Origin of the sequence: Frankia sp. AvcI1 (assembly GCF_001420875.1) — a bacterium.
In the GTDB taxonomy this organism is placed as follows: domain Bacteria; phylum Actinomycetota; class Actinomycetes; order Frankiales; family Frankiaceae; genus Frankia; species Frankia alni.
Window position 1 is genome coordinate 75,193 of record NZ_LJFZ01000022.1, and the last position, 13,710, is coordinate 88,902.

The 13,710-nt window shown below is 72.3% G+C and carries 9 protein-coding genes and 7 pseudogenes; 13 read left to right on the forward strand and 3 right to left on the reverse strand.

Going from position 1 to position 13,710, the window contains the following annotated elements; translation table 11 throughout:
• Positions 1-36 precede the first annotated feature (36 nt).
• The 10 genes and pseudogenes from UK94_RS21200 to UK94_RS21230 all read left to right on the forward strand — a co-directional run bounded on the left by UK94_RS21200 (position 37) and on the right by UK94_RS21230 (position 8,220).
• Positions 37-1,527 (forward strand): CoA-acylating methylmalonate-semialdehyde dehydrogenase, encoded by a 1,491-nt coding sequence (locus tag UK94_RS21200; RefSeq protein WP_011602612.1) that lies wholly within the window; start codon positions 37-39, stop codon positions 1,525-1,527.
• Between the two features lie 4 nt (positions 1,528-1,531).
• A partial coding sequence (locus UK94_RS60605; RefSeq protein WP_235489037.1) for an LLM class flavin-dependent oxidoreductase occupies positions 1,532-1,735 on the forward strand: 204 nt, incomplete at its 3' end.
• Between the two features lies 1 nt (position 1,736).
• Positions 1,737-2,677 (forward strand): annotated as a pseudogene (locus UK94_RS21205) (TIGR03842 family LLM class F420-dependent oxidoreductase); the annotation flags it as partial.
• 374 nt (positions 2,678-3,051) lie between these two features.
• Positions 3,052-3,678: an ABC transporter permease subunit gene (locus tag UK94_RS60610; protein ID WP_268761545.1), complete on the forward strand. Its 627-nt coding sequence runs from the start codon at positions 3,052-3,054 to the stop codon at positions 3,676-3,678.
• A gap of 40 nt (positions 3,679-3,718) precedes the next feature.
• Entirely contained in the window at positions 3,719-4,621 is a 903-nt protein-coding gene (locus tag UK94_RS21215) for an ABC transporter ATP-binding protein (protein WP_055751238.1), read from the forward strand.
• 218 nt (positions 4,622-4,839) lie between these two features.
• Positions 4,840-5,308: ABC transporter permease subunit (locus UK94_RS60615; protein WP_268761546.1), on the forward strand; the 469-nt coding region annotated here is incomplete at its 3' end.
• Between the two features lies 1 nt (position 5,309).
• A pseudogene (locus tag UK94_RS60620) lies at positions 5,310-5,412 on the forward strand (ABC transporter permease); the annotation flags it as partial.
• Between the two features lie 151 nt (positions 5,413-5,563).
• Positions 5,564-6,312 (forward strand): ABC transporter substrate-binding protein (locus tag UK94_RS60625; protein WP_235489040.1); only part of this gene is annotated, 749 nt, incomplete at its 3' end.
• Position 6,313: 1 nt separating this feature from the next.
• Positions 6,314-6,439: pseudogene (locus tag UK94_RS74615) on the forward strand (ABC transporter substrate-binding protein); the annotation flags it as partial.
• Positions 6,440-6,825: 386 nt separating this feature from the next.
• Positions 6,826-8,220, forward strand: a complete 1,395-nt coding sequence (locus UK94_RS21230; RefSeq protein ID WP_055751241.1) for an aspartate aminotransferase family protein — start codon at positions 6,826-6,828, stop codon at positions 8,218-8,220.
• A gap of 180 nt (positions 8,221-8,400) precedes the next feature.
• On the opposite strand, the pseudogene UK94_RS60630 reads toward UK94_RS21230, so the two are convergent.
• The 3 pseudogenes from UK94_RS60630 to UK94_RS60640 form a co-directional block, all read right to left on the reverse strand.
• Positions 8,401-9,001: pseudogene (locus tag UK94_RS60630) on the reverse strand (MMPL family transporter); the annotation flags it as partial.
• A 1-nt stretch (position 9,002) separates the two neighbouring features.
• A pseudogene (locus UK94_RS60635) lies at positions 9,003-9,227 on the reverse strand (MMPL family transporter); the annotation flags it as partial.
• Position 9,228: 1 nt separating this feature from the next.
• Positions 9,229-10,599, reverse strand: a pseudogene (locus tag UK94_RS60640) (MMPL family transporter); the annotation flags it as partial.
• Positions 10,600-10,758: 159 nt separating this feature from the next.
• Between UK94_RS60640 and UK94_RS60645 the strand changes: the two are divergent.
• The 3 genes and pseudogenes from UK94_RS60645 to UK94_RS60650 form a co-directional block, all read left to right on the forward strand.
• A partial coding sequence (locus tag UK94_RS60645) for a helix-turn-helix domain-containing protein (protein ID WP_235489043.1) occupies positions 10,759-10,940 on the forward strand: 182 nt, incomplete at its 3' end.
• Between the two features lie 1,836 nt (positions 10,941-12,776).
• A partial coding sequence (locus UK94_RS21245; protein ID WP_235489045.1) for an SDR family NAD(P)-dependent oxidoreductase occupies positions 12,777-13,371 on the forward strand: 595 nt, incomplete at its 3' end.
• Between the two features lies 1 nt (position 13,372).
• Positions 13,373-13,613: pseudogene (locus UK94_RS60650) on the forward strand (short-chain dehydrogenase); the annotation flags it as partial.
• Positions 13,614-13,710 lie beyond the last annotated feature (97 nt).

Genomic DNA, 13,710 nt, shown 5'->3' on the forward strand with positions numbered 1-13,710 from the left:
CTGACCTGCGTTGACACGGAAGAGGGAGGTGCGGCGATGCGGACGATCGGCCATCTCATCGGTGGGGCCGAGGTGGCGGACGCCGCCGGTCGCTACGCGCCGGTGTGGAATCCGGCGACCGGCGAGCAACAGGCCCGCGTCGCGCTCGCCTCGGCGCAGGAGGTGCGCGCCGCGGTCGCCGCCGCCCGCACGGCGGCCCCGGGCTGGCGGGCGACGCCGCTCGGCCGCCGCGCCGAGGTGATGTTCCGCTTCCGCGACCTGCTCGACGCCGGCCGCAAGGAGGTCGCCCGGCTGCTGACCGCCGAGCACGGCAAGACCCTCGACGACGCGCTCGGCGAGATCGCCCGCGGCCTGGAGAACGTCGAGTTCGCCTGCGGCGCCCCGCACCTGCTGCGCGGCGGCTACTCGGAGCAGGTCTCCGCCGGCGTCGACGTCCACGAGGTGCGCCAACCGCTCGGCGTCGTCGCCGGCATCACCCCGTTCAACTTCCCGGCGATGGTGCCGCTGTGGATGCTCGCGAACGCGTTGGTCTGCGGCAACGCGTTCGTGCTCAAGCCCAGCGAGCGCGACCCGTCCCCGGCGCTGTTCCTCGCCGAGCTGCTCGGGCGTGCCGGGCTGCCGGCCGGCGTGCTCAACGTGGTGCAGGGCGACAAGGTCGCCGTCGACGCGCTGCTCGACCATCCTGACGTCGCCGCGGTGAGCTTCGTCGGCTCCACCCCGATCGCCCGCTACGTCTACGAACGCGCCACCGCCGCCGGCAAGCGGGTGCAGGCCCTCGGCGGGGCGAAGAACCACCTGGTCGTCCTGCCCGACGCCGAGATCGCCGCGGCCGCGGACGCCGCGGTGTCGGCCGCCTACGGCTCGGCCGGTGAACGCTGCATGGCGGTGTCGGTGGTCGTGGCGGTCGGGGAGGTCGCCGACCCGCTGGTCGAGGCGATCGCCGCGCGGGTCCGCGGCATCCGGGTGGGACCCGGCTACGACGAGGCCAGCGAGATGGGACCGCTGATCACCGCGGCGCACCGGGACCGGGTCGCCGGCTACCTCGACGTCGCCACCGCCCAGGGGGCGAGCGTCGTCGTCGACGGCCGTACCGACCCCGCGACCAGCGGCCCCGGCTTCTTCCTCGGCGCGAGCCTCGTCGACCACGTGCGGCCGACCAGCGCCGTCTACACCGACGAGATCTTCGGCCCGGTGCTCGCCGTCGTCCGGGTCGCCGGCTACGACGAGGCGCTGCGGTTGATCGAGGACAACCCCTACGGCAACGGCGCGGCGATCTTCACTCGCGACGGCGGGGCCGCCCGGCGGTTCACCGCCGACGTCGAGGCCGGGATGGTCGGCGTCAACGTGCCGATCCCGGTGCCGGTCGCCTACTACAGCTTCGGTGGCTGGAAGGGTTCGCTGTTCGGCGACCTGCACATGTACGGCCCGGACGGGATCCGCTTCTACACCCGGACCAAGGTCGTCACCTCCCGCTGGCCCGACCCGGCGACGAGCGCGGTCGACCTCGGCTTCCCCCGGACGAGGTGACCCGGTGGACGTCGGAGTGGTGCTGCAGACGAACCCGCCCGCCTCCCGGGTGGTCGACCTCGCCCGGCAGGCGGAGAACCTGGGCTTCAGCCACGTCTGGACCTTCGACTCCCACCTGCTGTGGGAGGAGCCGTTCGTCATCTACAGCCAGATCCTCGCCGCGACCCGCAAGGTGCTCGTCGGGCCGATGGTGACGAACCCGGCGACGNGGGACTGGACGGTCACGGCGTCGCTGTTCGCCACCCTCAACGAGATGTTCGGCAACCGGACGATCTGCGGGATCGGCCGGGGCGACTCGGCCGTGCGGGTCCTCAACGGCAAACCCGTGTCGCTGGCGACGCTGCGCGAGTGCGTCGGCGTCGTGCGGGAGCTCGCGAACGGGCGTAGCGCGCAGGTCGGCGGCAGCACCGTGCGTTTCCCGTGGGGCGCGGCGAGCCGGCTCGACATCTGGATCGCCGCCTACGGGCCGAAGGCGCTGGCGCTGACCGGGGAGATCGGCGACGGGTTCATCCTCCAGCTCGCCGACCCCGACATCGCCGCCTGGACCATCCGGGCGGTGCGCCGGGCCGCCGAACAGGCCGGGCGAGACCCGGCGGCGGTGAGGTTCTGCGTCGCCGCCCCCGCCTACGTCGGCGCCGCGGACCCGCTGTCGCTGGCCCACCAGCGCGACCAGTGCCGCTGGTTCGGCGGGATGGTCGGCAACCACGTCGCCGACCTCGTCGCCCGCTACGGCGCGGACGGCTCCGTGCCGACCGCGCTGACCAGCTACATCGCCGGGCGCACGGGCTACGACTACAACGAGCACGGCCGGGCCGGCAACGCCCACACCACGTTCGTCCCCGACGAGATCGTCGACCGGTTCTGCCTGCTCGGCCCGCCCGAGGCCCACATCGAGCGGCTGGCGCAGCTCGCCGAGCTCGGTGTCGACCAGTTCGCCGTCTACCTGCAGCACGACGCCAAGGTCGCGACCCTGGAGGCCTACGGCGAGACGGTGATCCCCGCCGTCGCCGGGACGGTCCGCGCGACCAGCGCCGGCACCCAGCCTCCCGCCCCGATCGCCCCGGCGACCTCGGCGCCGTCGGCGACGCCGCCCGCGGTGCCGCCCGCCGTAGTGTCGACAGACGACCCGACTGAGGCGGCGGGCGGATGACCGACGCCGCCCTGTCGACGGCCGCGGCGGCGACCGCGGCCGGTCCCGCCACCGGGTCCCCGCCCGCCGGCGACCTCGCGGGCCCCGACCCGTTCGGCCTGCCGCCGCGACGGCAGGCCTCGGGCGCGGCCGCGGTGCGGGACCGACTGCGCCGGGGTGTCCTCGCGCTCGTCGCGATCGTGCTGCTGTGCGCCGTGTGGGAGGGCTACAAGGCGATCGGGTCGCCGCAGGGCACCCGGCTGTTCGGCGCTCCGGTNCTGCCGCGGACCACGGACACGGCCATGCCGCACGTCTGGTCGGTGCTGGCCGAGCTGGGCCGGCCCGAGCTCAGCCTGCGCGACGACCGCACCGTCGGGGAGTCGGTGCTGCGCGGCATGTGGTTCTCGTTGCGGGTGGCGCTCGCCGGCTTCGGGGTCGGGGTCGCCGTCGGCGTGCTGCTCGCCGTCGCGATGGCCCGCCTGCGGGTGCTGGAACGCGGGCTGCTGCCGTACGTGATCGCCAGCCAGACCGTCCCGCTGGTCGCGCTCGCCCCGCTGGTGGCCGGCTGGGGCGGCCGGCTGCACCTGGGCGGCCTGGAATGGCAGCGCTGGATGTCGGTGGCGCTGATCGCCGCCTACCTGGCGTTCTTCCCCGTCGCCGTCGGGATGCTGCGCGGGTTGCAGGCGCCGGCGGCGGAGTCGGTGGAGCTGATGCGCAGCTACGCGGCGTCGTGGTGGCAGACGCTGATCCGGCTGCGGCTGCCGGCGTCGGTGCCGTACCTGATGCCGGCGCTGCGGCTCGCGGCCGCCTCGGCGGTGATCGGCACGGTCGTCGCCGAGATCTCCACCGGCACCCGCGGCGGCGTCGGGCGACTGATCATCGACTACTCCATGTCGGCGAGCAGCGACGCGACCCGGCTGTACGACGCGGTGCTCGGCGCCGCGGTCACCGGGCTGGTCATGGCCGCCGCGGTGGCGTTGCTGGAAGCGGCGGTCGGCCGCCGGTGGGGTCGTCATGCCTGACGGCCCGCGCGGGCGGCGCACGGAAGCGAGGACGAGCGGCATGACGGCGCAGCCCATCCCGGCGGCGGGCACGGCCGAGGCGGCGGACGCGGCGCCGGCCACCCCGGCCACCCCGGCCGCAACAGCCACCCCGGACGCGGCGGTGGTGGTGCGCGGGGTGACGAAGGCGTTCGACGTCGCCGGGGCGGCGCCCACCGTGGCGCTGACGGACATCGACCTGACGGTCACCCGCGGCGAGTTCGTCTCGCTGATCGGACCGTCCGGCTGCGGGAAGTCGACGCTGCTGCGGCTGGTCGCCGACCTGATCCCGCCGACCCGCGGGGAGATCCTCGTCGGCGGCCGGCCGGCGCGTCAGGCCCGCCTCGACCAGGACTACGGCATCGCCTTCCAACAGGCCGGCCTGTTCGGCTGGCGCACCGTGCTCGGCAACGTCGAGCTGCCGCTGCAGGTCCACGGGATGCGCAAGGCCGAGCGCCGCGCCCGCGCCCGGGAGCTGCTCGACCTGGTCGGGCTCGCGGACTTCGCCGGCCACTGGCCCGACCAGCTCTCCGGCGGCATGCAGCAACGGGTGGCCATCGCCCGCGCGCTGGCCGAGCGGCCCCGGCTGCTGCTGCTCGACGAGCCGTTCGGCGCCCTCGACGAGATGACCCGCGAGCGCATGCAGGCCGAACTCGCCCGCATCCGGCGGGAGACCGGGACCACCGTCATCCTCGTCACCCACTCGATCCCCGAGGCGGTGTTCCTCTCCGACCGGGTGGCGGTGATGTCGGCGCGGCCGGGGCGGATCACGGCCATGGTTGCGGTGGAGCTGGCGGCGCGGACCGGCGCGGGCCGCGGCGTCGACAGCACCGACCTGCGGGAACAGCCCGAGTTCTTCGCCGCGGTCACCGCCGTGCGCGAGGCGCTGCGCGCCGGCGACTCCAGCGGGGTCGGGGTCTCGTGAGCGGGGTTCGGCTGCCCGCCCGGGTGCTGGCCCGCGGCCGGGTGTTCCTGCCACCGCTCGTCGTCGCGGTCGTCGTCCTCGGCGCCTGGCAGGCGTTCGTCGACCTGGACGACGTCCAGCCCTACCTGCTGCCGAGCCCGTCGGCGATCGCCCACCAGTTCCGCGAGCACACCGGTCCGATCCGGTCGGCGGCGTGGGTCAGCGGGGTCAACGCGGCGGTGGGGTTGGCCCTTGGCGCGATCGCGGGGCTGGTCGCGGCGGTCGTGGCGGCGCGCTCCCGGTTGATCGACGGAATGCTCGCCCCGGTCGCCGCCGCGATGAACGCCATTCCGATCATCGTGCTGGCCCCGCTGTTCAACGCGATGTTCTCGACGACGTCGTCGGTGCCGCGGCGTGCGGTGGTCGCGGTCGTCGTGTTCTTCCCGGTGTTCGTCAACACCGCCCGCGGGCTGCGTGAGGTCGCCCCGGTGCACCGCGAGCTCATGCGCAGCCTCGCGGTCGGGCCCTGGCGGTTCGCCCGGACCGTGTCGCTGCCCGGGGCGCTGCCGTTCTTCTTCACCGGGCTGCGGCTGGCCTCGTCGCTCGCGGTCATCGCCGCGGTCGTCGCCGAGTACTTCGGCGGCCGGCAGAACGGCCTCGGATCGCGGATCACCTCGGCGGCGGCGAACAGCGCCTACCCCCGGGCCTNGGCGTTCGTCGTCGCGGCCTGCCTGCTCGGCCTGCTGTTCTACCTGGTCGTCCTGGCGGTGGAGCGGGCGGCGACGCCCTGGCGCCGGCATGGCGGCCGATAACTCCACCTACCACGAACCGGGAATCCGGCGTACCTACCCGACCCGGCATTCACGCACGAGGGCCGGCACTCATCGACGAGGGCCTGCATTTGTTCACGGGCGCCTGCACTTATTCACGAGGGACAGTGGGAGCGACATGAGAAGGAAAAGGATGCTGGGCGGGCTCGCGGCCGGGTTGGCCGCGGTGCTGGCCCTGGCCGCCTGCGGCTCGGACGGGGGCAGCAGCGGCTCGGCCGCGTCGACGACCGGCACCGGGGCGAAGCTCACCCCGGTGAAGCTGCAGTTGCAGTGGTTCACCCAGGCGCAGTTCGCCGGCTACATCGCGGCGAAGGAAAAGGGCTTCTACCGCGACGCCGGTCTTGACGTCAGCCTGCTGGAGGGCGGCACGGACATCGTGCCGCAGACGGTGCTGGCGCAGGGGCAGGCCGACTTCGCCGTCGCCTGGGTGCCGAAGGCGCTGGCCTCCCGTGAGCAGGGCGCGCAGATCACCGACATCGCGCAGATCTTTCAGCGCTCCGGCACCCGGCAGGTCAGCTTCGCCGACGCCGGCATCGGCGGGCCGGCCGACCTCAAGGGCAAGAAGGTCGGCAACTGGGGCTTCGGCAACGAGTACGAGCTGTTCGCCGGCATGACGAAGGCCGGGCTCGACCCCGGCAGGGACGTCACCCTCGTCCAGCAGCAGTTCGACATGAACGCGCTGCTCTCCGGCGACATCGACGCCGCCCAGGCGATGAGCTACAACGAGTACGCCCAGGTGCTGGAGGCGAAGAACCCGAAGACCGGCGAGCTGTACAAGCCGTCGGACTTCACCGTCGTCGACTGGAACGACGTCGGCACCGCCATGCTCCAGGACGCGGTGTGGGCGTCCACCGACAAGCTCCAGAAGGACCCGGCGTACCANCAGACCGCGACGAATTTCCTGACCGGTTCGCTGCGCGGCTGGATCTACTGCCGCGACCACGCCCAGGAATGCCGCGACCTGGTCGTCGCCGCCGGCTCCAAGCTCGGCGCCAGCCACCAGCTCTGGNAGACCAACGAGGTCAACAAGCTGGTCTGGCCGTCACCGGGCGGCATCGGGATGGTCGACAAGGCGGCCTGGGACCGGACCGTCCAGATCNCCAGGGCGACGAAGAACGCCGACGGCCAGACCGTCCTCACCAAGGCCCCCGAGGGCCTCGCCTACACCAACCAGTACGTCCAGCAGGCGCTGGCGTCGCTCAGGGCGGACGGCGTCGACGTCACCGGGTCGAGTTTCAAGCCGCTGACCGTCACCCTGAACCCGGGCGGCGGCTGACCCGTCCCACCGCCGCGCGCCCGCCGGCCCGAACCCGGGTCGGCGGGCGCGCGGCGCGTCCGCCCGGACCGGGCGGTCCCACCCGCGGGACGCCGACGACGAGGAGAGGACCCGATCCCTTGACGACCACCCCGGCCACCCCCGCCACCCCCGCCACCCCCGCCAGCCCCGACGTCGCCGGCCGCAGCGAGGCGTACGCCGACGATCGTCGGCACGTGTTCCACTCCTGGTCGGCCCAGGCCAGCCTCGACCCGGTGGTCGTCGCCGGCGCCGAGGGAAGCTGGTTCTGGGACGAGTCCGGCCGCCGCTACCTGGACTTCTCCTCGCAGCTGGTCAACGCCAACATCGGCCACCAGCACCCGGCGGTGGTCGAGGCGATCGCCGCGCAGGCCCGTTCGCTGACGACCGTCGCGCCGTTCCACGCCCACGAGGTGCGTTCCCGCGCCGCGCGCCTCATCGCCGAACGCGCGCCGGGCGACCTCGACCGCGTCTTCTTCACCAATGGCGGGGCCGAGGCCACCGAGAACGCGGTGCGCATCGCCCGGCTCGCCACCGGCCGCCACAAGATCCTCGCCGCCTACCGCTCGTACCACGGCGCGACCGGCGGCTCGATCACCCTGACCGGGGAGCCGCGACGCTGGCCCAGCGAACCGGGGATCCCCGGCGTGGTGCACTTCTTCGGGCCCTACCCGTACCGCTCGCCGTTCCACGCCGTCGACGCCGCCGAGGAGTCCGACCGCGCGCTCGCCCACCTCGCGGAGGTGATCGCGCTGGAGGGCCCCGCGACGATCGCGGCGATCATCGTCGAGCCGATCGTCGGCACGAACGGGATCCTGGTGCCGCCGCCGGGCTACCTCGCCGGGGTGCGTGAGCTGTGCGACACCCACGGCATCGTGTTCATCGCCGACGAGGTGATGTCCGGCTTCGGCCGGTGCGGCGAGTGGTTCGCCGTCGACCACTGGGGGGTCGTCCCGGATCTGATCTGCTTCGCCAAGGGCGTGAACTCCGGCTACGTCCCGCTTGGCGGGGTGATCCTCGCCCCGCATCTCGCCGACGCCTTCGCCGAGCGCCCCTACCCGGGCGGGCTGACCTACTCGGGGCACCTGCTGGGCTGCGCCGCGGCGGTCGCCTCGATCGAGGCGTTCGAGGCGGAGGGGATCCTCGACCACGTGCGGATGCTCGGCACCGAGGTCATCGGGCCGGGGCTGGCGAAGCTGGCGGCGAACCATCCGTCGGTCGGCGAGGTCCGCGGGCTCGGGGTGTTCTGGGCGCTGGAGCTGGTCCGCGACGGCGCCACCCGCGAGCCGCTCGTGCCGTTCAACGCCGCGGGCCCGGCCGCGGCCCCGATGGGTGCGGTCGCCGCGGCCTGCCGCGAGCGCGGCCTGTGGCCGTTCACCCACTTCAACCGGGTGCACGTGGTCCCGCCGTGCACCATCTCCGTGGCGGACGCGCGGACCGGTCTGGCCATCCTCGACGAGGCGCTGACAATCGCCGACGGCTTCACCACGGCCTGACCCCGCACATGCCGGAGCCCCGGCGGGGACCTACCCGCCGGGGCTCCGGGTGGTGCAGGTGGTGCGAGTGGTGCGAGTCGGAAAGTCCGCTCAGTGGGTGGGTTCCCCCGTCCGGGGACTGTCCTGCTCCCGCGCCGGCTGGCCGGGGACCTGTCGGACGTGACCGCCGGTGCCGACCGNCTGGCCGGCGGAGGTCAGCGCGTCCGCGGGCAGCGGGGTGTGCGCCAACTCCTCGATGTCATCGGCGGACTCGACGGAGATCCGCGGCAGGATCCGGTCGAGCCAGGCCGGCACCCACCAGTTCGCCTTGCCGAAGATGTGCATGAGCGAGGGCACGAGGATGGTTCGGATGATGAACGCGTCGATCACGATCGCGCTCGCGAGCCCGAGCCCCATCAACTTGATGACGCGTTCGTCGCCGAGGATGAACGAGGCGAACACCAGGGTCATGATGGCGCCGGCGGCGGAGATGACCCGGCCGGTCTCGGCCTGCCCGAGCGAGACGGCGAGCCGGTTGTCCCGGCGCGCGGTCCACTCCTCGTGCATCCGGCTGACCAGGAACACCTCGTAGTCCATGGACAGGCCGAACAGGATCGCGAACAGGATGACCGGGATGAACGCCTCGACCGGGCCGCCGCTGATGCTGAACACCGACGATCCCCAGCCCCACTGGAACACCGCGACGACGACGCCGAAGGCCGCGCCGACGGCGAGCAGGTTCATCACGGACGCCGTCAAGGGGACCAGCAGGCTGCGGAAGACCGCGACCAGCAGCAGGAAGNCGAGCACGACCACGATGCCGATGAACAGCGGCAGCTTGCTCGACAGCGTGCTGGAGAAGTCCTCGAAGATCGCCGTGATACCGCCGACGTAGATCCCGGTGCCGGACCGGTTGGCCTGCGGGACGACGTCGTCGCGCAGCTTCTTCAGCAGCTTCGAGGTGTCCTCGGCCTGCGGGCTCGTCGTCGGGTACAGGGAGACGATCGCCGCCTGGCCGTTCGGGCTCGNCCGTGGCTCCGACACCGACGCGACGCCCGGGGTGGCGCGGGCCGCCTTCACCACGGCGTTGAGGTTGGCGGTGTCCTGCGGGGACTTGATCTCCGCGACGATCGTGAACGGGCCGTTGAAGCCGGGGCCGAACCCGTCGGCGAGCAGGTCGTACCCGCGCTTGGTGGTCTTCGAGGTGTCGCCGTTGCCGAGGTCGGAGGAGCCGAGCCGCAGCGAGAAGAACGGGATCGCGATGACGAGGATCACCACGGCGCTGATGACGGCGAACAACTGGGGCCGGCGCTCGATGCCCTTGGCCCAGCGCCACCAGAAGCCCCCGGTGTTCTCGTACTCCGGGCCGCTGTCGGCGAGCTTGCGTCGGTCGCGCTTGTTCAGCACCCGCATGCCGTAGAAGCCCAGCAGGGCGGGCAGCAGCGTGACGGCCGCCGCCATGGTCATCGCGACGGCCACCGCCGCCGAGATCGCCACGCCGTACAGGAAGCTCACCCCGAGGGCGAACATGCCGAGCAGCGCGATGCAGACCGTGATGCCGGCGAACAGCACGGCGCGGCCCGAGGTGTTCACCGCGGTGACCGCGGCCTCCTCGGGCGACTTGCCGGCCCGCAGGCCGATGCGGTGCCGGTTGACGATGAACAGCGCGTAGTCGATCCCCACGCCGAGGCCGATCAGGGTCGCCAGGATCGGGCTGAACTCGGCGATGGTGAGCACGTGCGAGAGCAGGATGATCAGCAGGCTGCCGACCCCGAGCGCGACGATGGCGGTGATCAGCGGCAGCGTCATGGCCAGCAGCGAGCCGAAGGCGATGAACAGGATGATCGCCGCGGCGACGATGCCGATGAGCTCGCTGTAGCTCTGCTGCTGCTGCTCGGTGATCGACACGACCTGACCGGTGGCCTCGACCTGCAGGGTGCTGGAGCCGTAGCCGCGGGCGGTGTCGACGAGCTGCTGGATGTCGTCCTTGGGCAGGTCGATGCCCTGCTCGTCGAAGTCGATCGTGGCGAAGGCGGTGAGCCCGTCCTTGCTGACCTGCGAGGCCCCGCGCGGGCCGTAGGGGCTGCCGACGTCCGAGACGTGCGGGACCTTGGCCAGCTTGTCGAGCATCTCCGCCACCGGCGCCTTCAGGGCCGGGTCGGTGATGGGGGCGCCGTTCTTGCTGTGCAGCACGATGGTGGCGCTGTCTCCCGAAGCGGCCGGGAAGTCGCGCTGCAGCAGGTCGATCGCCTTCTGCGAGTCGGTGCCGGGCAGGGAGAAGGCGTCCTTGTAGTCGCTTCCGGCCGCCTGGCTGATCCCCCCGAGGCCGATGATTGCGACGATCCACAGGAGTAGTACGAGCCAGCGGTGCCTGAAGCACCATCGGGCGAGCGAAGCCACGGTTTCCCCTCGAGCGTTGATGATCGGTCGGTGTCGTCACCTGCGACGTCTTGATCGGCAGCGATTGTTGCCTGCTACCTGGGAACTTACCGGTCGTTTAGTAGGTAAGGTTGAGGGTAACATTCGTCGCNGACTCGATCGGAGGGGTGCAGGGCTGCCATGGTCGAGTCGACGTCACCCGGGTCAGCGAGCGATACCAGGTCGCGGATCCTCGCCGCGGCGGTGAGCCTCTTCGGAGAGCAAGGGTATGCCGGCACGTCTGTGAGGGACATCTCCGAGCGACTCGGCGTGACGAAGGCGGCACTCTATTACCACTTCCCGTCGAAGGAGACCATCCTCGANGCGCTGCTGGAGCCCTTCGTCTCCGAGCTGGGCCGGCTGGTCGAGCTGGTCCACCAGTNGCCGGCGCCGAGCGCCCGGGTCCTGCTGGAGCGGATGGTCGACATCATGGCCGGCCCCGGCGGCGTCCTGCTCGCCTTCGTCAACGATCCCTCGGTGATTCACCGCAAGATCGGCAAGAGTGACATGCTCTCCCTGCAGCAGGCCCTGGTCGGGGCGCTCGCCGGTCCGGCGCCGTCGGACCTGCGGCTGCTGCGGGCGCACTGCGCGGTCGGCGCGCTGCGCGCGGGGATCCTCGGGATGGCGCTCGAGCGCGCCCACGCCCAGGCCCGCGCCGAGGACGCCGACGGCGCCGGGGCTGTCAGGGGCGGGGGTGTCGCCGGGGTGGGTCCCGGCGACGCGCTGGCCGCCTTCGGTGGGTCCGGCCCGATCGGGGCGGCCGGCCGCGGGGAGCCGCTCTGCTCGGCGGCGCTGCGCAGCGTGGCGGCCCGGCTGCCGCAGAGCATGCGGCCGCTGGTCTCTGCCGCCGAGCGTCGCGAGATCGTGGCCGCCGCGCTCGCCGCCCTCGGCGCCGAGGAACCGGTGCCCTGGCCGCCGGGAACCGCCTGCCGACCGGGCGGGGGCGAGGGCGCCCGGTCCACCGGGACCACCGGATCGTGCGTGGAATCCGCGACATCCGGGGNGCTGTCCGCGTCGGTTTCTTCCGCATCCTCGCTTCCCGGTGTGCGGGGAGTCGGGGTCACCCGGATCGGTGGGCCGAATCCGTCGGGCATCCACCCGGGGTAGTCCATCCGCTGGATGGATGAGTGGATTGAACCGGNATTCGTGCGGGTGATCGACTGGTGCGGTTGAGTGTCCGATTGGGGTAGTCGGCACCCCCGGCGGCCACCGAACGTGCCTCCGTCGTCGTGCCGGCGACCACTGTCGGACCTCCCGTGATGCAACTTCGGGGCACATGTGTCGGATGTCACCGTGGCGGGTGATATCCACGCCCGGCGGTCCGTCCATTAGGTTCGGAGAAATGCCGCTTTCGATCACGTTTGTCGAAGGCGGTAGGGTGGTCGTCGTGTGGAGGATGGATCAGTGCTCGGACGATGCCCCACCAGCCTGTCCGGCGTACGTCGCGGACCGGCCCGACCCGGCGCGGGAACGATCCACGGATGAACCTGGGCGCCGACGTGGCTGCTCCGGTGGCGACCCGATCGGACTGCCGGCAGGGTACTGACGGCAGAGGTGACGGGCCTGCGCCCGCCGGTTGTGATGTCGTGGTGACAGCCCTGCCGCGGATCGTCGCCGGGTAATTCCGGCGTAGGCAATGCGGTGGGAAATCGCCCCAATACCCGGGCCGGCCGTGGGAAGCGGTTCGCGCGTCCCAGCAGAAGATCCCGAATCCATCGTACGACCGTCAAATCGGACCGCACCCGCGGCCGGCGATAGCGGGCGGCCCTGATAGNGGGGACCGTGGCGATAGAGGGAGTGTGATAGGGAGTCCGGAGCCGCGCATGTGATCCGCCCGCCCCGATGTCGCCCATCTGACCATGGACGATCCGACGGCGGGACGGTGAAATGGTGGGAGTCGTGGACCCGGTGGCGCTCGCGCGCCCGGGGTCCTGAAGTCCGACGCTTGAGAAGCAGTAGCTGTCCGGATCGGCACGGCCATCGAGTGTGGTCGAAGCGGTGGTCCGACGGGAGAGCTCGTGCCATCGGACCATGCCGATCACGCTGGGTCGGGCCACCTCGCGACGCGGGGCGAGATGAGTGGGGAAAGTAGCAGGTGACGTGCAACCAGTGCCCGCGGGGGAGAACTGCGTGAAAGGAACGACCGGAAGTGGTGTGTCATGAGCACACGGTCCCGGCCTGCTTTCCGTGAGGGAGGGTTGACCGTCCTCACCAACCGGACCGCGCGAACGGGCACAGCCCCCGCCACCTGGCCGCCTCGAACGGCCGTCGTGACCGGCGCATCCAGTGGCATCGGGCGAGAAGCAGCCCTGCTGCTGGCCGCCGGCGGCTGTCGCTCGCTGCTGGTCGGCCGCAACGGCGCGGCGCTGGACGAGGTCGCTGCCGCCACGGAGGGTCACCGCATCTCCGTCGACCTGTCGGCCGCCGGTTCGGAGGTGGCGGTCGCCTCCCGGGCCAGTGAGCTGCTCGGCGATGTCGACCTGCTGGTGTGCTCGGCGGGGCTCGGCGCCGCCGGCCCGTTCGACATGATGTCGCCGGAGGCGATCGCGGAACTCGTCGCGGTCAACGTCCTGTCGCCGATGGCGCTCGTCCGGGCCATGCTGCCGGCCATGCTGGATCGTGGGCAGGGGCGCATCCTGATCGTCGGCAGCATCGCCGGTGCGCTCGGCGTGCGCGGCGAGGTGGCCTACTCCGCGACGAAGGCGGCGATGGTCGGCTTCGCTGACGCACTGCGGGCCGAAGTCGCCGGACGCGNCATCACGGTGACGTTGTGTTTACCTGGCGTCGTCGACACCCCGTTCTTCCACCGCCGCGGTGCGCCGTACGTGCGGCGATGGCCGCGGCCGATCCCGGCCGCGCTGGTCGCCGAGCGCATGCTGGCGGCGGCGGGACGGGGTAGCGCGGAGGTCTGGGTCCCAGGGTGGCTGCTCGGCGCGGTGCGGGTCCACGGCGCGGTGCCGTCGCTGTACCGCAGGTTGGCGGGTGTCTTCGGATGATCCGGTACCGGGGGCGTGCTGCCGGCTGGCCCGTGTCGCCCATTGGGGGTGAGTGACACCGACCACAGCTGCGGCGGCCTTCGGGCCGCCGGCGGCA

Bases quoted from the DNA above. Each gene is read 5' to 3' on its own strand.
- UK94_RS21200 (WP_011602612.1), top strand. From the start codon at position 37: ATGCGGACGATCGGCCATCTCATCGGTGGGGCCGAGGTGGCGGACGCC.
- UK94_RS60610 (WP_268761545.1), top strand. From the start codon at position 3,052: ATGTGGTTCTCGTTGCGGGTGGCGCTCGCCGGCTTCGGGGTCGGGGTC.
- UK94_RS21215 (WP_055751238.1), top strand. From the start codon at position 3,719: ATGACGGCGCAGCCCATCCCGGCGGCGGGCACGGCCGAGGCGGCGGAC.